Annotated in this window: 21 protein-coding genes; 13 read left to right on the plus strand and 8 right to left on the minus strand. The window is 69.9% G+C overall.

Going from position 1 to position 20,550, the window contains the following annotated elements; genetic code table 11:
• Positions 1-261: 261 nt before the first annotated feature.
• Positions 262-678 (plus strand): DUF6542 domain-containing protein, encoded by a 417-nt coding sequence (locus tag LOZ83_RS14465; protein WP_236791086.1) that lies wholly within the window; start codon positions 262-264, stop codon positions 676-678.
• 3 nt (positions 679-681) lie between these two features.
• Positions 682-1,308, plus strand: a complete 627-nt coding sequence (locus LOZ83_RS14470) for a VOC family protein (RefSeq protein ID WP_236791087.1) — start codon at positions 682-684, stop codon at positions 1,306-1,308.
• A 121-nt stretch (positions 1,309-1,429) separates the two neighbouring features.
• On the opposite strand, the gene LOZ83_RS14475 is transcribed toward LOZ83_RS14470, so the two are convergent.
• Entirely contained in the window at positions 1,430-1,783 is a 354-nt protein-coding gene (locus tag LOZ83_RS14475; protein WP_236791088.1) for a spore germination protein GerW family protein, read from the minus strand.
• Between the two features lie 112 nt (positions 1,784-1,895).
• Here LOZ83_RS14475 and LOZ83_RS14480 point away from each other — a divergent pair, with 112 nt between their 5' ends.
• Together LOZ83_RS14480 and LOZ83_RS14485 are read left to right on the plus strand one after the other, a co-directional pair.
• On the plus strand, positions 1,896-2,504 hold the full coding sequence (locus LOZ83_RS14480; RefSeq protein WP_236791089.1) for a class I SAM-dependent methyltransferase: 609 nt from the start codon (positions 1,896-1,898) through the stop codon (positions 2,502-2,504).
• Positions 2,505-2,520: 16 nt separating this feature from the next.
• Positions 2,521-2,769: an SHOCT domain-containing protein gene (locus LOZ83_RS14485; protein WP_236791090.1), complete on the plus strand. Its 249-nt coding sequence runs from the start codon at positions 2,521-2,523 to the stop codon at positions 2,767-2,769.
• 12 nt (positions 2,770-2,781) lie between these two features.
• Here LOZ83_RS14485 and LOZ83_RS14490 read toward each other — a convergent pair whose 3' ends face one another.
• Both LOZ83_RS14490 and LOZ83_RS14495 read right to left on the minus strand, forming a co-directional pair.
• Complete coding sequence (locus LOZ83_RS14490; RefSeq protein WP_236791092.1) at positions 2,782-4,170, minus strand: sugar porter family MFS transporter; 1,389 nt, start codon at positions 4,168-4,170, stop codon at positions 2,782-2,784.
• A 32-nt stretch (positions 4,171-4,202) separates the two neighbouring features.
• A complete protein-coding gene (locus LOZ83_RS14495; protein WP_236791093.1) occupies positions 4,203-5,129 on the minus strand; it encodes a 5-dehydro-4-deoxyglucarate dehydratase in 927 nt (308 codons plus the stop codon).
• 138 nt (positions 5,130-5,267) lie between these two features.
• Between LOZ83_RS14495 and LOZ83_RS14500 the strand changes: the two genes are divergently transcribed.
• The gene (locus LOZ83_RS14500; protein WP_236791094.1) at positions 5,268-6,383 is read left to right on the plus strand and encodes a mandelate racemase/muconate lactonizing enzyme family protein; all 1,116 of its coding nucleotides are present in this window, start codon (positions 5,268-5,270) and stop codon (positions 6,381-6,383) included.
• Here LOZ83_RS14500 and LOZ83_RS14505 read toward each other — a convergent pair.
• From LOZ83_RS14505 to LOZ83_RS14515, 3 genes are all read right to left on the minus strand, one after another.
• On the minus strand, positions 6,373-7,242 hold the full coding sequence (locus tag LOZ83_RS14505; RefSeq protein ID WP_236791096.1) for a trypsin-like serine protease: 870 nt from the start codon (positions 7,240-7,242) through the stop codon (positions 6,373-6,375). The genes LOZ83_RS14500 and LOZ83_RS14505 overlap by 11 nt on opposite strands.
• 102 nt (positions 7,243-7,344) lie before the next feature.
• Positions 7,345-8,355, minus strand: coding sequence for a dipeptide ABC transporter ATP-binding protein (locus LOZ83_RS14510; protein ID WP_308190215.1), 1,011 nt, complete (start codon positions 8,353-8,355; stop codon positions 7,345-7,347).
• Positions 8,339-9,322: an ABC transporter ATP-binding protein gene (locus tag LOZ83_RS14515; protein ID WP_236791097.1), complete on the minus strand. Its 984-nt coding sequence runs from the start codon at positions 9,320-9,322 to the stop codon at positions 8,339-8,341. Before LOZ83_RS14515 ends, LOZ83_RS14510 begins: the two co-directional genes overlap by 17 nt.
• A gap of 141 nt (positions 9,323-9,463) precedes the next feature.
• Here LOZ83_RS14515 and LOZ83_RS14520 point away from each other — a divergent pair, with 141 nt between their 5' ends.
• The 7 genes from LOZ83_RS14520 to LOZ83_RS14550 are packed head-to-tail and all read left to right on the plus strand — an operon-like array spanning position 9,464 to position 17,199.
• Positions 9,464-10,672: a dipeptidase gene (locus LOZ83_RS14520; protein ID WP_236791099.1), complete on the plus strand. Its 1,209-nt coding sequence runs from the start codon at positions 9,464-9,466 to the stop codon at positions 10,670-10,672.
• Positions 10,672-12,279, plus strand: coding sequence for an ABC transporter substrate-binding protein (locus tag LOZ83_RS14525; protein ID WP_236791101.1), 1,608 nt, complete (start codon positions 10,672-10,674; stop codon positions 12,277-12,279). Before LOZ83_RS14520 ends, LOZ83_RS14525 begins: the two co-directional genes overlap by 1 nt.
• Positions 12,280-12,292: 13 nt before the next feature.
• A complete protein-coding gene (locus LOZ83_RS14530) occupies positions 12,293-13,261 on the plus strand; it encodes an ABC transporter permease (protein ID WP_236791102.1) in 969 nt (322 codons plus the stop codon).
• Positions 13,258-14,154, plus strand: a complete 897-nt coding sequence (locus LOZ83_RS14535; RefSeq protein ID WP_236791104.1) for an ABC transporter permease — start codon at positions 13,258-13,260, stop codon at positions 14,152-14,154. Before LOZ83_RS14530 ends, LOZ83_RS14535 begins: the two co-directional genes overlap by 4 nt.
• The gene (locus LOZ83_RS14540) at positions 14,151-15,314 is read left to right on the plus strand and encodes a Xaa-Pro peptidase family protein (RefSeq protein WP_236791106.1); all 1,164 of its coding nucleotides are present in this window, start codon (positions 14,151-14,153) and stop codon (positions 15,312-15,314) included. Before LOZ83_RS14535 ends, LOZ83_RS14540 begins: the two co-directional genes overlap by 4 nt.
• Before the next feature lie 14 nt (positions 15,315-15,328).
• The gene (locus LOZ83_RS14545; RefSeq protein ID WP_236791108.1) at positions 15,329-16,180 is read left to right on the plus strand and encodes an alpha/beta fold hydrolase; all 852 of its coding nucleotides are present in this window, start codon (positions 15,329-15,331) and stop codon (positions 16,178-16,180) included.
• Positions 16,177-17,199 carry an Lrp/AsnC family transcriptional regulator gene (locus LOZ83_RS14550; RefSeq protein ID WP_236791109.1) on the plus strand — a complete coding sequence of 341 codons (1,023 nt, stop codon included), beginning with the start codon at positions 16,177-16,179 and terminating at the stop codon, positions 17,197-17,199. Before LOZ83_RS14545 ends, LOZ83_RS14550 begins: the two co-directional genes overlap by 4 nt.
• A 124-nt stretch (positions 17,200-17,323) precedes the next feature.
• Here LOZ83_RS14550 and LOZ83_RS14555 read toward each other — a convergent pair whose 3' ends face one another.
• Complete coding sequence (locus LOZ83_RS14555) at positions 17,324-17,920, minus strand: TetR/AcrR family transcriptional regulator (RefSeq protein WP_236791110.1); 597 nt, start codon at positions 17,918-17,920, stop codon at positions 17,324-17,326.
• 87 nt (positions 17,921-18,007) lie between these two features.
• On the opposite strand from LOZ83_RS14555, the gene LOZ83_RS14560 reads away from it, so the two are divergent.
• On the plus strand, positions 18,008-19,525 hold the full coding sequence (locus LOZ83_RS14560; protein WP_236791111.1) for an MFS transporter: 1,518 nt from the start codon (positions 18,008-18,010) through the stop codon (positions 19,523-19,525).
• On the opposite strand, the gene LOZ83_RS14565 is transcribed toward LOZ83_RS14560, so the two are convergent.
• Positions 19,518-20,537, minus strand: coding sequence for an ester cyclase (locus tag LOZ83_RS14565; protein WP_236791112.1), 1,020 nt, complete (start codon positions 20,535-20,537; stop codon positions 19,518-19,520). The two genes, LOZ83_RS14560 and LOZ83_RS14565, sit on opposite strands and share 8 nt — an antisense overlap.
• Positions 20,538-20,550 lie beyond the last annotated feature (13 nt).

Here is a 20,550-nt window from a genome sequence, read left to right on the forward strand (position 1 = left end):
TCCCGCCCGGGCGTGAAGACCGGCCGTCCACGGAGTAGCGCACGGCCTGGCCATGACGCTCGGTGCGGGCAACCAGCGGACTGTCCAGCGGCGCGGCCGCGCGCGAAGCCGGATCGGCATCGCGGCTGGTCGACGCCTCGCGGCCGTGCCCGGGCTCGGCCGGTCCATTATGGACATGCGGCGGAAAAGCGCCCCCGGGCTCGACAGCACCGGGCCCGGCCCGGGAGAATCGGGGATCCGCACCGGGCTGAGAGGACCAGCATGACAGCCGACCCGACGACGGCACGTGACCTCGACCGAGGTGGGCTGCCCGCGACGGCGGCGCTGGTCGCGACACTCGCCCTGTCGATCGCGGCGGGCTGGCTGGATCTGCGGCTCTACGGTGGCATCGGGCTGCTCGTGTCGACGGTGTTCGTGCTCGGCTGCGTGACCACGGTGCTCACGGTGCGCCGCCGGGGCGTGCTGCTGGTGATGCTGTCCACACCGCTGGTGCCGATCATCGCGATCCTGGTCGTGGTGCTGGCCTTCACCCCGCGCGACCCCGACACGACGGTGCAGCTGCTCGCCACCGCGCGGCCGGTGATTGCGCATTTCCCGGCGATCGTGGGGACCACCGCGCTCGTCGTGGTGCTGGGCGTGACCCGGCTCGTGCTGAACCGGCGCGCCGCGGCGGCCTGACCCATGACAGAGCTGACCCGGCAACAGACATCCGACGCTGTCGGTGACCTCGGCTGGCGCCTGGTCCTGGGCGCCCTGTGCAGCACGGTGCGCGTGCCGTCGCTCGCCGAGGGTGCGCGGCTGGTGGCCCGGCTCGAGGACGACGGAATGCTCTGGGCGGATCTCCGGCCGGACCGCGTGGTCCTGACCCTGCCCGAAGCCAGGACCGCCGGCGGTGTCGGGCTGGCCGCCCGGATCTCGGCGGCCGTGCGCGAGTCCGGCCTGGTCACCGAGCCCGGCCCGGTGCAGCTGCTGGAGATCGCGATCGACGCGCTCGACATCCCGGCGATCCGGCCGTTCTGGAAGTCGGCACTCGGTTACGTGGACGAGACGCCGGGTGGTGCGCTGCTCGATCCGCACGGCCGGGGCCCGGCTGTATGGTTCCAGCAGATGGACGCGCCGCGCCCGCAGCGCAACCGCATCCACCTCGACATCTCGGTGCCGCACGACGAAGCAACGGAGCGCATCCGGGCAGCGCTCGACGCCGGCGGCACCCTGCGCTCGGACGCCGAGGCGCCCGCGTTCTGGGTGCTGGCCGACGCCGAGGGCAACGAAGCCTGCGTCACCACCTGGCAGGGCCGCGACCCTTAGAGAGTGTTGTGAATTGGCTTGCGTAGCGGTGCGGGCAGCGGAACCTGAGGCGGTGCGAGGTGACGGCCCACGGCGAGCGGCTCCGCCGCTCAGGAAACCGGATCCAGTCCACAAAGGACGGTTAGTCGGCGGACCGCAGGACCTTCGCGCGCGCCCGGACGATCTGGGCGCGCGTGACCAGGTAGGCGATCGCCACCACGCCGACCGTCATCACGAGGCGGTTCACGTCCACCGCGGGCAGCCAGCCCACCCGGTCGCCGTTGATCAGGTACGCGCCGACCGGGCGGGCACCGACTCCGAAACCGCCGCCTTCGCCTTCCTGGCCCTTCTCGTCCTGCCCGTTGCCGCCACCGGCGCCGCCGGACACGACGGCCGCGGGAACCAGCACCACCCCGTCGCGCTCGATGGGATCGGCGAACACGCGGCGAACGGAGATCGCGTCTCGTACGGTTGTCGCAAGTTCAGTGAACTTCATGCAGACCACCGTGGCGAATGGCGCGCCGCGCGGCCAGAGCCGAAGGTCACCGCCGCGCGAATCAGGGGATCTCCCTGATGCCCGCACCGGGGCTGTCCGGCACGCTGACGGTGTGGGGTTCGCGGAAGCCTACATACGGCTGAGCGAGGTGTCCGACCGGCGCGGCGGCGCCGAGCACCGGGCACGGATGCTCGCGGGCCTGTCCGGCCGGGTGATCGAAGTCGGCGCGGGCAACGGCCGGAACTTCGCGCACTATCCGGTGTCGGTCGCCGAAGTGCTGGCCGTCGAACCCGATCCCTTGCTGCGCCGCCATGCCGAGCACGCCGCACGCCAGGCGCGGGTGCCGGTCCACGTGGTCGGCGGCGAAGCCGATCACCTGCCCGGCGCGGACGGCGAGTTCGACGCCGCCGTGTACTCGCTCGTGCTGTGTTCGGTTCCTGACCCGGCCACCGCGCTGGCCGAGGCGCGGCGGGTGCTGCGCCCGGGCGGGGAACTGCGCTTCTACGAGCACATCCGCAGCGGCAACCCGGTGTTCGGCGCGCTGGAGGACCTCGTCACCCCGCTGTGGACCCGAGTCGCCGGTGGCTGCCATCCCAACCGGGACACCGGGAACGCGCTGCGCCGCGCGGGTTTCACCGTCGACGCCGACCGGTTCGGGTTCCGGCCACAGGCCCTGCACCCGCCGGTCGCGCACATCATCGGCACCGCACGCAGCACCTGACGAGAGGAACGCGGACATGTTCTGGCACGGGCACGGTTTCGGCGGCTGGGGATTCGGGCTGACGCCCCTGCTGTTCTGGCTGGTGGTGATCATCGGAATCGTGGTACTGACCCGGTATCTGCGCCGCGGGCCGCGGCACTTCGGTCCGCGCCCGACGCCGGAGCAGCTGCTCGCGGAGCGGTTCGCGCGCGGCGAGATCAGCGAGGACGCGTACCGCCGCGCGCTGGACACCCTGCACCGGCCGGACGCCACCGACCGGCTGTAAGGCCCCGCGCCGTCAGACCTTCGCGCTGCGCAGCAAGGTGCGGGCGCGCAGGTCCAGCTCGATCTGTTCGAGGCTGCGCCCCTTCGTCTCCGGCACGAGCCACTTGGTGAGCACGAACAGCACGACGTTGATCGCGGCGAAGACGAACATCGAGCCGCCGATGCCGAGGTTCTTCGGGTCGGACATGATCGGGAACACCGCGGTCACCACACCGGTCGCCGCCCACAGCACGACGCTCGCGACACCCATCCCGGCCGCGCGCTCGCGCAGCGGGAACACCTCGGCCATCATCACCCACACCACGGCGCCCCAGCCGAGTTCGTAACCGACCAGGTAGAGCACCATCGTGATCAGCATCAGCACGCCGAGCGTGCCGGTGTCGTGCACCGTCAGCACGGTGAGCCCGGCGGCGACGAGGGTCAGCACCATGATCACGTTGCCGATCAGCAGCAACGGTTTGCGGCCCCACCGGTCGACGACGAACACCACCCACGCGGTGAACAGGAACTTCGTCACGCCCAGCAGCACGCCGGACAGCAGCGCGGCCTGGGTGGCGAAGCCGAGGCTGATCAGCATCGTCGGGAAGTAGGCGTTCACCGCGTTGACGCCGCTGAACTGCTGGCCGATCGCGAGCAGCAGCGCGACGATCAGCATCGGCCGCACCCACGGCGCCCACAGGTCGCGGATCCGCCCCTTCCGCATGGTGTCGAGCCGGACGACCTCGCGGATGTTGCCGAGTTCCCCGTCGACGTCGGCGGTGCCGTGCGAGGCGATCAGCACCGACCGCGCTTCGTCCTCGCGGCCGTTCTTGAGCAGCCACCGCGGGGTTTCCGGCAGCGCGATCAGCCCGAAGAACAGGATCACCGCCGGCACGATCGCGCCGGCGAACATCGCCCGCCAGTTCGACGAGGACCCGAGCCCGTAGCTGACCAGGAACGCGATCAGGATGCCGAGCACGATGAAGATCTGGTTGAGCGCGCCCATCGCGCCGCGCAGCCTCGCCGGCGCCAGCTCCGAAAGGTAGGTCGGCACGGTGGACGAGGAGAACCCGATGCCGACGCCAATCACCAGCCGCGCGAGCACGAGGAGCTCGAAGGTCGGCGCGAACGTGGCGCCGAGGGTGCCGATCACCACGATCACCGCGGCGATCATGATCGTGCGGCGGCGGCCGAGCCACTCGTTGACCCGGGGCGAGAAGATCGCCCCGATCACCGCGCCGACCGAGATGCTGGCGGTGATGATTCCCTTGTCCCAGGCCGACAACGACCAGACCTTGCCGATGAACGGCAGGACCCCGGAGATCACCCCGAGGTCGTAGCCGAACAGGATGCCGCCTAGCGCTCCGAAGAAGTACAGCGTGGTTCTGCCGATGGTCCGCCGTGGGGGCGCTGTCCGCGTCATTGCCGAGTCGCCTTTCTCTGTCGTGCGGGGAGCTACCGATGGGGATCGAGGCCGCCGAGCACCGTGAGGCCGTGGTCGACGATGTTCGCCAGCCGGTCGAGTTGCGCGGGTGAGGGCTCCGCGAGCGGTGGCCGGACCGGACCGGCCTTGGTGCCACGCAACCGGGCCGCGGCCTTCACCAGCGACACCGCGAAGCCGGGTGTCTCGTCGCGCAGTGCCACGAGCGGCAGGTAGAAGCCTTCGAGCAGGGCGTCCATCACGGCGTGGTCGTTCTCGCCGAGCGCGCGGTGGAAGCGGTGGGCGATCTCCGGCGCGAAGCAGTGCACGGCCGAGGAGTACCGCGCGACGCCGATCGCCGAGTACGCCCGCGCCGACACCTCCGCGGTCGGCAAGCCGTTGAAGAACAGGAAATCCGGTGAGGCCGCGCGAATCGTGGTGACGATCCGGGTCATCAGGTCCACGTCCCCGAAGCCGTCCTTGAGCCCGGCCACCGACGGGATGTCTACCAAGGACAGTGCGGTCGCGGCGGTGAACACGCCCGGCGAGCGGTGGTAGACGATCACCGGGATCGACGTGTCGCCGATCGCGAAGCGCACGTAGTCCAGCAATCCGCCCGGCGGGCCGGAAACCAGGTACGGCGGCATGAGCAGCACCCCGTCGGCGCCGCCGGCCTCGGCGGCGGCCACCCCCAGCCGGGCCGCCGCCGCTCCCCCACCGGCACCCACCCAGACCGGGACCCGGCCGGCGACGACTTCGCGTGCCGTGCGCAGGACCGCGGCGTGCTCGTCCGGTGCGAGCGAGCTGAACTCCCCGGTGCCGCACGCGACGAACAGCGCGCCGGCGCCGGCGGCGACGTGGCCGTCCACGTTCTCCCGGAAGCCGTCGAGGTTCAGGGCGAGGTCCTCGGTGAACGGGGTGAGGGGAAACGCGAGCAGGCCATCCAGCCCGGGCAGCGCCATCGGCTTCAGTCCGTTTTCTCGCCAGTGAGCTCGCTATTCACATATACGAACTCATACCTCTTGCATGGACCGGTTCATGGATGCGAACCTGTTTCAGGTTAGTATGACGGCGGTCACAAGTCAACGCCGAGGAGCACGATGCCCGACCGGATCAGCGGACTGTCCCTCTCCCTCGTCCGCCTACCGCTGGCCACCCCGGTCAGCGACGCGAAAGTCCTTACCGGGCGCCAGAAACCGCTGACCGAGGTCGCCATCCTGTTCGCCCGCGTGCACAGCGAGGGCGGTCGCGAGGGACTCGGCTTCAGCTATGCGAAACGCGCCGGCGGGCCCGGGCTTTTCGCGCACGCCAAGGAGATCGCGCCGAACCTGCTCGGCGAGGACCCGAGCGACATCGCGCGCCTGTGGGACAAGCTGGCGTGGGCGGGCGCGTCGGTCGGCCGCAGCGGGCTCGCCACCCAGGCGATCGCGGCGTTCGACGTCGCGCTGTGGGATCTCAAGGCCCGCCGCGCGGACCTGCCGCTGGCCAAGCTCCTCGGCGCGCACCGCGACGCGGTCAGCTGCTACAACACCTCCGGCGGGTTCCTCTCGGCACCGCTGGAAGAGATCCTGAAGAACGCCGACGCCGCACTGGAAAGCGGCATCGGCGGTATCAAGATCAAGGTGGGCCAGCCCGATGCCAAGGCCGACCTGGAGCGGGTCGCGGTCGTGCGCGCGCATCTCGGCGACGAGGTCCCGCTGATGGTCGACGCGAACCAGCAGTGGGACCGGCCGACCGCGCTGCGGCTGGGCCGCAAGCTCGAACAGTTCGAGCTGACCTGGATCGAGGAGCCGCTCGACGCCTACGATGCAGCAGGCCATGCCGCGCTCGCCGCAGCGCTCGACACCCCGATCGCGACCGGCGAGATGCTCACCAGCGCCGCCGAGCACTGGAACCTGATCCGCCAGGGCGCTTCGGATTTCGTGCAGCCCGACGCTCCCCGCGTCGGCGGGATCACGCCGTTCCTGCGGATCATGGCGCTGGCCGACCACAATGGACTGTCACTCGCCCCGCATTTCGCGATGGAACTGCATCTGCACCTCGCCGCGGCCTACCCGGGCACGACCTGGGTCGAGCATTTCGACTGGCTCGAACCATTGTTCGAGGAACGGCTCGAAGTGCGGGACGGGCGGATGCTGGTGCCCGGCCGGCCCGGGCTCGGCCTGTCGCTGAGCGAGCAAGCCGCCGCGTGGACGACCGAGCAGGTCAGCTTCTGAGCTGCTGGTGGATCCAGTCCGCCACGGCATCGACCCGCGCCAGCGTCTCGGTTCCCGGCTGCGGGCATTCCGGCCCGGAGTCCTCGATCGCGATCAGCCGGCCGGTCACGTTGTCGTCCGTGGTGAAGAACGGCGCGCCCGAATCGTCGTGACACGGGCTGTTCTCTACGGTGCGGGCCACGACCGGCACCGCGTCGAGCGTGTACTGGTCGACCTTCGAGATGGTGAACGTGCCCCGCTTCATGTGGTCGGACGGGGCGACGACGGTGGCCGACACCGAGCCCCAGCCGGCGAAGTCGACGCGCTGGCCCTTCGGCGGCCTGGTCTCCACGATCGTCAGCGGGACGATCCCGGTGACCGGCGCGCTGAGCTTCACCACCGCGAGATCGTTGACCGGCGATTGGCGCACGTCGACGACGTGCACCGTGGTGCCACCCGGATCGCTGTCCTTGTTCTTGCCGATCACCACGGTCATGTCGTACGGCGGCGAGCCGCCGACGCGGACCCCGTTGACGTCGTGGAAGCAGTGCCCGGCCGTGATGACCCAGAGGGGATCGATCAGCGAGCCGCTGCAGCCGCCGCTGCGGACCCCGCCGCCCGGGACCGGGATGCTCTGCGAGGTGAGCTTGGCGTTGAAGGGCAGGATGACGTTCGGCCGGGGTGGCGTCGTGGTGGTCGACGGCGCGAAAGTGCTCGGCTGGTCCTTGACAACGACCGGTTCGGCTGGATGCGTTCCGGGTTGCGCCCGCTCGGCGGCGGCTTCGCCCTGGTGCGTCACGGCATACGCCGCTCCGGCGCCCACCGTGATGGCGAGCGCGAGCATGCAATGCCAGGCGAAGCGGCGCGTCCTCTTCCTCACGTCTAGTAGGACGGCCGAGAGCCCCCTGTTGGTTCGTCCGAGTGATAATAACTACTCTCGGTAGCGCATTCGGACTAGTCGGCCGCCCTCTGGGACGCCACTTCAGCCGGTACTCTGTCCGATAACCAACTCTGCGTGGTGACAAGCACTCTGCCGTCCCTCGTGCCCGATTTCTCGCAACCGCGGGATTTCGGTGCGGCAGTCCTCCCGCGCGAGCCAGCACCGGGTGTGGAACCGGCAGCCCGCCGGTGGGTCCAAAGGGGACGGTGGTTCGCCGGCGAGGGTTCGCCGCCGGGCGAGCCGTCCCCGGTCCGCGCGGTCCGGTGACGGCACCGCGGACAGCAGGGCTTGGGTGTACGGGTGCGCGGGGTTGTCGTAGATCTCCGCGGTGACACCGAGTTCGGCGATCCGGCCGAGGTACATCACGGCCACCCGGTCCGCCAGATGCCGCACCACGGACAGATCGTGCGCGATGAACACCACCGCCACGCCGAGCCGCGCGCGCAGCCCGGCCAGCAGGTTGATCACCTGTGCCTGCACCGAGACGTCCAGCGCGGACACCGGCTCGTCGCAGATCAGCACGTCGGGATCCAGTGCGAGGGCGCGGGCGATACCGATCCGCTGGCGCTGGCCGCCGGAGAACTGGTGCGGGTAGCGCGCCATCATCTCGGTCGACAGGCCGACCAGCGAAAGCAGCTCCGCGACCCGGTCTCGCCGGGTCGCACGGGTGCCGGTTCCCGTGGCGGCAAGGGGTTCGGCGATGACGTCCAGCACTGTCATCCGCGGATCCAGTGAGGCGTAAGGATCCTGGAAGATCATCTGCACCCCGTCGCGCAGCCGGCGGCGATCCCGGGCACGGCCCGCGGTGACGTCCTGGCCGCGGTAGACCAGCCGCCCCGCGTCCGGTTTCTCCAGTCCCACCAGCATTCTGGCCAGCGTGGACTTTCCACAGCCGGACTCGCCGACGACGCCGAGCACCTCCCCCCGCCGCAAGGAAAGGCTCACCCCGTCGACCGCCGAGACGTGCCGGCGGCGCAGCATCGAGCCCGCCGGGTAGTTCCGCACGAGTTCCGACGCTTCGAGCACGACGCCCGTTTCAACCACTGTGGACACCGAGCATCACCTCCGACTGGTGGCAGGCGACGGTCCGGCCGCCGCTCGCGAGGGGTTCCGGCCGCACGGTCGCGCACACTTCGACGGCCCGATGGCAGCGGGGATGGAACGGGCAGCCATCGGGCACGACGCTCGGATTCGGTGGTGAGCCGGGGATCGTGAACAGGTCGCCGCCGCGCTGCGCCAGCCGCGGCACCGATCGCAGCAGCGCTTCGGTGTAGGGATGCGCCGGATGCGCGAGCACGGTGCCGGCGTCCCCGGCTTCGACGATCCGGCCCGCGTACATCACGGCGAGCCGGTCCGCGACCTCGCTCACCACCGCCAGGTCGTGGGTGATCAGCAGGACGCCCATGTCGAGCTGTTCCCGCAGCGACGCCAGCAGTTCCAGGATCTGCGCCTGCACGGTGACGTCGAGCGCGGTGGTCGGCTCGTCCGCGATCAGCAGCTCCGGTTCCAGCGCGATCGCCATCGCGATCAGGATCCGCTGCCGCATCCCGCCGGAGAACTGGTGCGGGTAGTCGCCGATCCGGCTGCGCGGCGCGGGAATGCCGACCAGCCCGAGCAGTTCGGCCGCCCGTTCGCGGGCGACCCGCCGTGACGCTCCATTGTGGACACGGAACAGCTCGCCGAGCTGGTCGCCGATCGTCAGCACCGGATTGAGCGCCGACAAGGCGTCCTGCAGCACCAGGCTCATGCGCGCGCCGCGCAACGTCTCGAATTCCCGCGGGCTCGCCGCCCGCAGATCCGTGTCGCCGAGCAGGATCTCGTCGGCCGAGACCCGCGCGCCGGCACCGGCCAGCCCGACGACGGCGCGTGCCGTCACCGACTTGCCGGAACCGGACTCGCCGAGCAGGGCCACCAGCTCGCCCCGCGGTACCTCCAGGTCGACGTGCCGCACGGCGGGGATCTCGCCGAACGACACCGAAAGCCCGCGGACTCGCAGCGCGGGCCGGGTCAAGGTTTCCACGACATCATCCTGACCTCTGCGTGTTGCCGGTATGTTTCACGTTTCGATCATTCTCGCCTGGATTGAACGAAACAGTTGACATCATTGCCGGATATTGATGAGACTCTGCGACATTCGCTGGAGAGAGTCAAGGAGACGTCCGTGTTGGATCCCGCTCCCCGCTACACCGGCTACACCGCCTACGACTACCTCGAAGCCGGCAAGGACTACCGGGAAATCGCCTACGCCAAGCAGATCGGCCGCGTCCCGGCGTATCAGGGCCTCGAGCTGTCCGCCGAGCAGACCGAGCGCACCCGGCGGCTGCTCGCCGAAGAAACGGTGATCTCGCTGCACGAGCACGTGCAGGTCTTCCCCGACGACATGGGTAACCTGCGCGAGCACATCAAGCAGGGCCGCGAGCCCACCGGCTACGAAGGGCTCTCGCGCTCGGGCCTGACCGCCGTGTTCGACAACGGCATGGACGGCACCTGCTGCATCAGCTCCGACGCCGGCTGGAAGTACCAGGACGTGCTGTTCGATCTCGGCGTGCGGATGGCCGACCTCGCGCACCAGGATTTCGTGCTCAAGGCCGAGAGCCTCGCCGATATCGAGCTGGCCCAGGAAACCGGGCGCGTCGCGCACATCTTCGCGCTGGAAGCGGCGACGCCGATCGAGAACGAGATCGACCGGCTCGACGTGCTGTACGGGTTCGGCGTGCGGCAGATGGGCATCGCCTATTCCGAGGCGAACCTGCTGGGCAGCGGGCTCAAGGAGCGCGGCGACGGCGGGCTGACGTTCCTCGGCGACCGCGCGGTCGAGCGGATGAACAAGCTCGGCATCGCGATCGACATCTCGCACAGCGGCGACCGCACCGGGCTCGACGTGATCCGCAAGTCCACGACGCCGGTGTTCATCACGCACGCGGGCTCCCGCACGGTGTGGCCCACGAACCGGATGAAGGACGACGAGACGATCAAGGCCTGCGCCGAGCGCGGCGGTGTGATCGGGATCGAGGCCGCGCCGCACACCACGTTGTCGAAGGCACACCCGCTGCACTCGATCGAATCCGTGATGGACCACTTCACCTTCTGCGTGGACCTGGTCGGTATCGAGCACGTCAGCTTCGGGCCCGACACGCTGTTCGGCGACCATGTGGGGCTGCACAACGCGTTCGCGGCGAACCTGTCGCTCGGGCAGGCACACGGCGGGGTCGAGTTCGAAAAGGTCGAGTACGTCGACGGCCTGGAGAACCCCGCGGAAGGCTTCTACAACATCATCGGCTGGCTCGTCGCCCACGGCTACAGCGACGACGAGATCCGCATGGTCGTCGGGGGGAACACGTTACGGGTCCTCAAGGAGGTCTGGGTCTGATGTTCCGTCCCCGAACCGCGCTCGCGGGCGCGGCGGCCGTCGCGGTGCTGTTCACCGCGGCGTGCGCGCCCAGCGGGCCACCAGCCGGTGAAAGCGCTGTCAGCGACGCGACGCTGACCATCGCGACCACCACCGACGTGGTCAACTACAACCCGCTGATCGGCAACAGCCGCAGCGACTACTGGATCACGAACCTGATGTACCCGCACCTGCTCTCGATCCAGCCCGACGGGTCGAAGGGCCCGGAGCTGGCCGAAAAGTGGGGCTATGTCAACGACACCACCGGGTTCTACGAGATCAAGCCGGGCCTGACCTGGTCCGACGGGCAGCCGCTGACGGCGAAGGACGTGGCCTACACGCTCAACGCGGTCAAGAAGGACAAGCCCGCGGGCACGCTGTACGGGCAGCTGGCGAACTTCGACTCGGCGACCGCGGTGTCGGACACCCGGGTCGAGGTGAAGCTGTCGCACCCGGACGCCTCGCTGATCCCCGAAGTGGGTTTCTGGGGCAACGTGGTGCCGCAGCACGTGTTCGAGCCCGCCGGGTCGGTGGCGAAGTTCGCCAACGACGGCAGCAAGGGCGGCTGGGTCAGCGCCGGCCCGTACGTGCTCACGAGTGTCCAACGTGGACAGAGCTACACCATGAAGCGGGTGGACAACTACCCGCTGGTGCCCGGCGGCAAGGGCAAGGCGGCCGAGGTGGTGTACCGCGTCTACCCGGACGTGAACACCGAGATCCTGGCGCTGAAGAACGGCGACGTCGACGTGATCGCGAACTCGCTGCCGCCCGCGCAGGTCAAGCAGTTGCAGAGCACGCCGGACATCAAGGTCGCCGAAGTCCCCGGGCTCGGGTACTCGCACATGACCTACAACATGACGAAACCGGATCTGGCCAAAAAGGACGTTCGCCTCGCGCTCGCGCACGCGGTGGACTACGACGCGATCCGCCGGGTGGTGCTGCAGGGCCAGGCGGTGTCGACCGGGTCGAGCCAGCTGATGCCGGTGCTGTCGGCCTACTACGACAAGTCCGTCACCGAGTACGAGTACAACCCGGACCTGTCGCGGCAGCTGCTGACCCAGGCCGGGTACAAGCCCGACGGGAACGGGAACTTCCCGTTGTCGTTCCGGCTGATCTACTCGCTGCAGGACCCGGTGACGACGCAGTGGGCGACGATCGTCAAGGACGGCGCCGCGAAGGCGGGCGTCACGATCCAGTTGCAGGGCATCGAGCGCAACACCTATCTCGCGATGACCGACAAGGGCGACTTCGACATCTACGCCGGCAACTTCGCCATCATGGACGACCCGGCGACCAACATGTCGCTGGCGTACCTGCCCGGCGGCGCGATCAACTACTCCTATGTGGACGATCCCGCGCTGAACGCGCTGATCGACAAGGCCCGGGTGACCTTCCAGCAGCCCGACCAGATCCCGATCATGCGGGACGCGGCGAAGCTGGTGCGGGACAACGTGTACGACAACATCATGTACACCCAGAACCTGTACGTGGCCTACCGGTCGGCGTGGAGCGGGTTCGCGGTCAAGCCGAGTGAGCTGCTGTCCATCGTCAACCCGGTCTCGGTCGCGTCGGCGACCAAGGCGGGCTGAGGGGAGCGCCCGGATGTCACTGGCATTGTTCGTGCTCAAACGGCTCGGCCGGGGCGTGCTCACGATCTGGTTCGCGGTCACGGTCACGTTCCTGCTGCTGCGCCTGCTGCCGGGTGACCCGGCGCTGGCGATCGCGAGCCCGAACATGACCGCCGGCACCCGGGCGGCCATCCTCGCCGAGTACGGTCTGGACCAGTCGCTGCCGGTGCAGTACGTCAAGTATCTCGGCCAGCTGGTGCAGGGAAACCTCGGCGTCTCGTTCAGCCAGGGCATCAGCGTGTCCGACGCGCTGCTGGAACGGCTGCCGTGGACGCTGCTGCTGGTGGCGTCCTCGCTCGTGGTCACCGTGCTCGTCGGCATCCCGCTGGGGGTGCTGGCGGCGGCGAAGTCCGGTGGCCTGGCGGACCGGTTCGTCCAGCTCGTCGCGGTCACCGGCCAGTCGCTGTTCGTGCCGAGCGTGGGCATCCTGCTGCTGTACGTGTTCGGGCTGCGGCTCGGGTTGTTCCCGATCGGCGGCGCGTACGGCGAGGGTGTCTACGGTGGACAGTGGTACCTCAGCGTGATCTCGCACGCGGTGCTGCCGTGCCTGTCACTCGTGCTGGTGCAGCTCGGCCAGTACGTGCTGACGATGCGGTCGACGCTGATCGACGCGCTGGGCGAGGATTACGTGACGCTGGCTCGGGCGAATGGAGTGCCGGGGCGGCGGGTGCTGTGGAAACACGCGCTGCGCAACGCTTTGCTGCCCACCACCACGCTCGTCGGCCTGCAGGTGTGCCTGTACCTGGTCGGCGGGGTGATCCTGATCGAGACCGTGTACGCCTACCCGGGCATCGGGCGCGGCATCTACGAGGCGGTCGTGCGGCTCGACTTCCCTGTCCTGCAAGGAGCTTTCCTGCTACTCGCCGCGGTGGTCGTGGTGGTCAACATGATCACCGACATCATCTACGGCGTGCTCGATCCCCGGGTGAAGGCGGCCGCATGACCATGTCCGAAGTCGTCCCCGAGACGACCACGGCCGAGTCCACTGTGGACGAAACACCGCGGCCGGCGCGCACCACGTGGCGGACGTTCCGCCGGGAACCGCTGGGCATCAGCGCGCTCGTGGTGCTGGTGCTGCTCGTCGTCATGGCGATCGCCGCGCCGCTGCTGGCCCACTACCCCACCGGGTACGGCGACGTGGTGCTCGCTCCCCCGTCGGGCGCGCACTGGTTCGGCACCGACAGCCTCGGGCTCGACGTGTACGCCGAGGTGGTGTGGGGTGCCCAGCAGAGCTTGCTGGTCGCCGCCGCGTCGTCGCTGATCGCGATCGTGTTCGGCACGCTGCTCGCCGTCGTCGGCGCGTATTTCCGCCGGATCGACGCGGTGATCAGCGTGGTCGTCGACCTGTTCCTGTCCCTGCCGATCCTGCCGCTGATGATCATGGTGGCCGCGCTGGTCGGGCCGAGCACGATGACGATCATCCTGGTGATCGCCGCTTTCTCGTGGCCGGAGGTGACGCGAGTCGTGCGCTCGCAGGCACTTTCGGTGGTACGACTGCCCTATGTGGACGCCGCCCGGCTGATGACGAGCTCGCCGGTGTGGATCATCACGCGGCATGTGATCCCCGCGGTGTCGCCGCTGATCCTGGTGTCGGTGGTGATCACGTCCTCGCGCGCGGTGCTGACCGCAGCAAGCCTCGCGTTCCTCGGGCTCGGCGATCCGAACGCGTGGTCGTGGGGCCGCATCCTGTACGAGGCACAACAGGCGGGCGCGATGTCCACCGCCTGGTGGCTGCCACTGTTCCCGTCACTGGCGATCTTCCTGCTCGTCCTCGCCTCGACCCTGCTGTCCACCACCTACAACGACGCCCGCAACCGCAAACGGAGCAGGGTATGAGTTTTTCACAACGACTGGACGCGTCGTTCTTCGCGGCCGTCCAGGATCGTGTCCGGGCGAAGGCGGCCGAGGCCGGGCTCGACGCGGTGCTCACCGACGATCCCGAGGACGTCGCCTATCTCACCGGGTTCTTCCATCATCCGTGCGAGCGGCCGGTGGCGGTCTGGCTCGACGCCGATAGTTGCGTGCTGCTCGTGCCGGAACTGGAGCGCGAGCACGCGGAGGCCCAGCACGCCGCGGCCGAACTCGTCTCGTATCCGGAGTATCCCGGGGTGGTGCCGCCGTTTTCCGCGCTCGCCGACGCCGTCGGCGCGAAGCGGAAGCGGGCCGGACATGGGCTGACGATGTCCCATCAGCGCCTGGCCGCTGCGGCCGCCGCACTGTCCACTGTGGACCTCACGCCGACCGATGTGGTGACCGTGGCCCGGTATGTCAAGACACCCGAGGAGATCGCGCTGCACCAGGAGGCGGCGCGGATCACCGACGTGATGCTGACCGCGGGTGTGGAGCTGGTCGCGTCCGGCGGGGAGCTGCCGAGCGAAGCGGAGCTGGCGGCGCACGTCACCCGGACCGGCACCGGCACCATGTACGCCGAGCACACCGACGTCGTCGTGGTGTCACCGCTCGCCGGCGGGCTCGTCTACGCGGGGGCGAATTCCGCCTATCCGCACGGGCTGCCGTCGGGCTACCGGCTGCGGCCCGGGGACACGTTCATGCTGTCGCTCGGCTGCGCGGTCGGCGGCCGGTTCGTCGAGGGCGAGCGGACGTTCGTGCTCGGCGAACCGACCGTTGAGCAGCGACGATTCCACGAAGCCATCCGGCTCGCGCAGGAGATCGGTGGTGACGCGATCCGGCCCGGCGCGGAATGCCGTGCCGTGAACGCGACGTGTCTCGAAGTCATCCGCCAGGCCGGGTTCGGCGAGTACCTGCGCCACCGGCAGGGTCACGGCATCGGGCTCGGCATGCACGAACCGCCGTGGCTGGAGGACGGCGACCCGACCGTGCTCGAGCCCGGCATGATCGTGTCCAACGAGCCGGGGATCTACGTCCGCGGGCACGCCGGGTACCGCATTTCGGACAGCATGCTCGTCACCGAGACCGGCGCCCGGCCGCTCACCTCGTTCCCGCGCGGTCTCGCCGACTGCACGATTTCCGCCTGAGCAAAGGAGAACCAGTGTTCGTCGAGATCAACGGCAACCGGCTGGCCGTCGAGGTACTCGGCCCGGAGGGCGCGCCCGTGCTCATCACGCACCACGGCGCGCCCGGCCTGGGCTCGCGAGCGGAGCCGAAAGCGAGCTTCGGCCGGCTCGCGGACGCCTACCGGGTCGTGGTGTTCGACGCGCGTGGTTCCGGCGAGAGCGAGGGCAACGGCACGTTCAGCCACGAGCAGTGGGCCGCGGACATCGACGGGCTGCGCGAGTGGATCGGCGCGGACCAGGTGATCATGGCCGGCGGCTCCTACGGTGGATTCATGGCCATGGAGTACACGACCCGGTATCCGGACCGGGTGCGCGCACTCGTCCTGCGCGACACGTCGCCGGACAACTCGCACGAGGAGAAGGCGCTGGCGAACGCGCTCGCGTCGGCGCGCGTGAAGATCGACCGGGAGAAGCTCGACCGCATCTTCGCGGGCGCCGTGCGGGACGACGACGACCTGCGTGACTGCTGGCGCGAGATCCTGCCGCTGTACGACTATCACTACGATCCGGCCGCGGTTGAGCGGAAGGTCGCGGAAACCCCGTACCGGTATCAGGCGCACAACTACGCGTTCTCGCACAACCTCCCGGCCTACGACCTCAAGGCGAAACTGCCGTCGGTCACCTGCCCGGCGCTGATCACCGTCGGGCGCACCGACTGGATCACACCGGTCGAATGCAGCGAGAAGATCGCCGCGCTGATCCCCGGCTCGCGGCTGGTGGTGTTCGAGAAGTCCGGGCACTCCCCCCAGATCGAGGAAGCCGACGCCTGGACCAGTACCGTTCGTGGGTTCCTGGCCGAGCTTCCGGAGGCGTCACCGCACGTATGAAACCGCTCGACGAGCTCAGCCGCCGCATCGTGGTCGCCCTGCAACAGGACGGCCGCGCGAGCTGGACCGCCATCGCCGCCCGCTGCGACACGTCGGTGCCGACCGTGTCCCGGCGGGTGCAGCAGCTGATCGCCGACCGCGTGCTGCGGGTCGCGGTGATGCCCGCGTACGGCAGCACCGGCGCGGTGGAGACATTCGTCGTACGGATCGGCTGCAAGCCCGGCACCCAGCTCGATGTGGTCGAAAAATTGGTGGCCCGCGACGAGGTACGGTGGGCGGCGCTGGTCACCGGCCCGTACGACATCGTGCTGGAGGTCGCGGTCCACGCTGGCCCGACCCGGTACCCGAGGACGATGCTGGAGCTGCAACAGGTCGACGGCATCGAGCGGTGGTACAGCGATCTCGTGCTGCACGTGTACAAGATGTCGCACCAGTGGAGCCGGCAGTTGCTCGACGACGCGCCGTTCACCGAGCCGGAGCCGCGGATGTGCGCGCCGGAGCATCTGGACGAAGTCGACTGGGCGATCCTCGACCAGCTGCGCGACGACGGCAGGGCGAGCTTCAAGACGGTCGCGGAGGCGTTGGGGCTCAACGAAAGCACGGTGCGGCGCCGGTTCGAGCGGATGCTCGCCGACGGCTGCGCGACGGTGTCGACGATCGTGCCGGCGGCGGCGCTGGGCCTGGAGGCCGAGACGCTGCTGATGGTGAGCGTCGCCCCGGCGAAGCTCGACACGGTGGCCGCGGCGCTCACCCGGCACCGGTCGGTGCGGTACCTCGGCGCCACGCTCGACGGGAACTCGCTGCTGTGCGAGGTGATCGCCGACTCGACGCGGGGGCTGTTCGAGTTCACCACGTCGACGCTCGCGAAGCTCGAAGGTGTCGTCGGCTGGAGCGCCTCGGTCGAGCTGCTGACACTCAAACGCGGCTTCGCCGAGACCCCGTGGTGGCGCGCCCAGCTGGCCGAATACCGCGCCACCACGGACGAGCTCACCACCCTGAGCCACCTCATCTCCGACTGACGTCTGCGTCGAACTCGGTGTCTCGAACGTCGGACTCGCGGGCGGCGCCGGCGAGTCCGACGCTCCAGACGGCGAGTCCGACCTTCACACGCGCGAGTCCGACGTCCGACGTGGCTGTGTCGTGTCAGCCGTGGGTGGTCAGGAAGTCGTCGACCAGCCGGGTGCAGAACGCGGTGTCGTTGGGGCGCCGGGTGATGAGCGCGTTGAACAGCAGCGGGCCGATCAGCTGGGCCGCGGCCAGGTCGATGTCGGCCTGCCGCGGCCGGCCCGCGAGACAGTCCGCGAGCACGGGGTGGAATGGCTCGCGGTAGCGGTCGACGATGTGCCGCCGCAGCGCGTCCAGCCGGGTGCGTTCCCCCGCGTCGGCGGGCCGCTCGCCGGACAGGCCGCTCGCGGTCATCCAGATCACCGCCGCCATCGTGGGCGCCTGCGCGATCTGCCCGGCCTGATCCCGCACCAGCCGCAGCAGCCGCTCGCGCGGGCTCCCGCCCGGGTCGGGCGCCTCCAGTGGCGGGAGCAGTTCCTGGAACGCCGCTGCCAGCAGTTCCGTGCTGTTCGCGAAATGGCGGTACAGCGTGGATCGCGCGACCCCGCTGCGCGCCGTGACCGCCTCGATGGTGACCCGGTTGATACCGCCGTCGGACAGCAGCTCGACGGCCGCGGTCAGGATCGCCGCCCGTGAGCGGTCCAGCCGCGGGTCTCGTCGCTCGACACCGGTCATCGGCGGGATTGTGCCATGACACCGCTCCAGAACCGGCAGTACTGCTACGATACTGCCGGTTTCGTTTCCCGCTTGAAGCGAGGTGCCATGCGGACCCTGCCCCTGGACGAGCAGCTGTCGGCGGGCCGCCGGGCCTGGGCGGTCGCGGTCATGTGCGCCGCGGTGGGCCTGGTCATCGGCATGGTCACGATCGTCAACACGGCGCTGCCCGCGCTCGCCGCGGACACCGGGGTCAGCCAGGCGCAGCAGACCTGGATCGTCGACGTGTACACCCTCGTGCTGGCCGCGCTGGTGCTGCCGGCCGGTGCGCTGGGCGACCGCTACGGCCGCCGGGGCGTGCTGATCATCGGGCTGGTGGTGTTCGCGCTCAGTTGCGCCGCACCGCTGGTCACCGGTTCGGCGGGATGGCTCGTCGCGTCGCGGGCGGTGACCGGGCTCGGCGCGGCGCTGATCATGCCGGCCACCCTGTCGATCATCAACGCGAGCTTTCCGCCGGGCCGCCGCGGCAGCGCGATCGGCCTGTGGGCGGCGGTGGCCGGGGTCGGCGGGCTGCTGGGCCTGATCGTCGCCGGGTTGCTGCTGCGGCATTTCTCGTGGCATTCGGTGTTCCTCGCCCCGGCGGTGCTGGCCGCGGTCCTCGCCGTCGCCGCGTGCACCGTGCCGACCTCGCGCGAAGCGCGCCCGCGCCCGTTCGACATCGCCGGTGCGCTGCTGAGCGCGCTGGCGGTGGGCGCGCTGGTGTTCGGGATCCTGCGCGCGGCCGATCTCGGCTGGGGCAACGCCGTCGTGCTCTGCTCCCTCGCCGCCGGGATCGTGCTCGGCGCGGTGTTCGCCTGGTTCGAGTCGCGGCATCCCGAGCCGCTGCTGGACATCCGGCTGTTCGCCAACCGCGCGTTCGGTGTCGGCGCGCTGTCGGTCACGCTGCAGTTCACCGCGGCGTTCGGCGCGCTGTTCTCGCTGGCGCAGTACCTGCAGCTGGTGCGCGGCTACGACCCGCTGACCTCCGGTCTGGTGCTGTGGCCGATCGGGGTTTCGCTGCTGCCGCTGTCGATGGCGTCCGCTCCCCTGGCCCGCAGGCTCGGGCTCCGCACGCTGACCTGCGCCGGACTCGTCATCGTCGCCGCCGGGATCGTGCTGCTCGGCCGGCTCGGCCCGCACAGCGGCTATCCGGCGCTCGCGGTCGCGGTGTTCGTGCTCGGCGGTGGGCTCGGGCTGACCGCGCCGGCCGCCACCAGCGCGATCATCGACAACGTGCCGCCGGACAAGTACGGCGTCGCGTCCGCGGTCAACGACGCGACCCGCGAAGTCGGTGCGGCACTGGGCATCGCGCTCGCCGGCAGCATCCTTTCCGCCACCTACACCGATTCCGTCCGCCCGGCGGTCGCGGCACTGCCGGGTCCGCTGCGTGACGCCGCGGAGGGCTCACTCGCGGGTGCGCTCGCCGTCGCGCAGCGGTACGACCCGGGCCTCGTGGCAACCGCCCGCGCCGCCTTCGCGCAGGGCATGTGGTTCAGCTTGCTCGCGCTCGCCGTCATCGTCGCGGCCGGCACCGTCGTCATCGCGTGCATCCGGCGGCGCCGGCCGGACGAGGACCGGCTCAGCTGAGGCCGAGCTGGGTCATCAGGTCCACCTGGTCGAAGTACAGGTGGATATCCATGATCCTGCCGTCGGACATCCGGTTGATGTTGCAGAACCGGGCGTCGAGCGTCCGGCCCGTGGGCGGGATCTCGCCGGCGGGACCGCGCAGGACGCCGGTGTGCGTGCCGGTGAACCGCGCCTCGAGCACACCCCAGGTGGCGTCCTCGTGGATCGCGGTCACGATGATCTGGCTGTCGGGGAAGGCTTCGTTCCAGGTGTCCCAGAACGCGTCCAGGCCTTCCGCCCCGCTCAGCCGCACCCCGCCGGGCGCCACCACCTCGAACTGCCGCGGGTCGTACAGGCTTTGCCAGCCCGCACGGTCGTGCGCGTTCCAGCGTTCGACCTCACGCCGCGTGAGACCGGCCGCGTCGTCCGCGCGCACCGTGCTCGACACCAGCGTGAACTCCTGCACCGACCGGACGACGCCCTGGGTGGTCGCGAGTGCGTCGGCGCGCATCCGCGCGACATCGGCGCGGCTCGCCCGCAGCGTGTTCTTGTCGTCGTAAGCGGTGATGATGAGGCAGCGGCCGCTGTCGCGGTCGGTGAGCACCTGGGCGCTGCACAGGCCGCGCATGGTGCGCAGCACGGGCAGGCCGCGCTCGCGGAACACCCGCACGGTCTCGTCGAGCTGCCCGGGCGTGCCCTCGATCATGGCGATCCGGATGCCCGCGCCGCGCCGCGGATGGCTCAGGCGCAGGAACACCGGCACCTCGTACTCGTCGACCGTGACCGCGCCGGCGGTCATCTCCACCGCTTCCTTGCGCGAGGTCTGCACAGCCTGCTCGCTGGTCGCCAGCGCTTCCGCGGTGTCCCAGTAGGAACCGACCAGTGTCTGGCCCAGCTCGGCGTCGGTGAGGATCGCCATGCCGCGGCAGCCCGGCTGGGCCTCGACATGGGGGCGCACCGTCTCCTCGAGGTACCTCGTGAGGTCGTCGATCCGCGCCGGATCGCCGATCAGCAGGTTCATCCGTGCGTACATTGGCTCTCCTCCT

This window comes from Amycolatopsis sp. GM8, from assembly GCF_021653975.1.
Taxonomy (GTDB): domain Bacteria; phylum Actinomycetota; class Actinomycetes; order Mycobacteriales; family Pseudonocardiaceae; genus Amycolatopsis_E.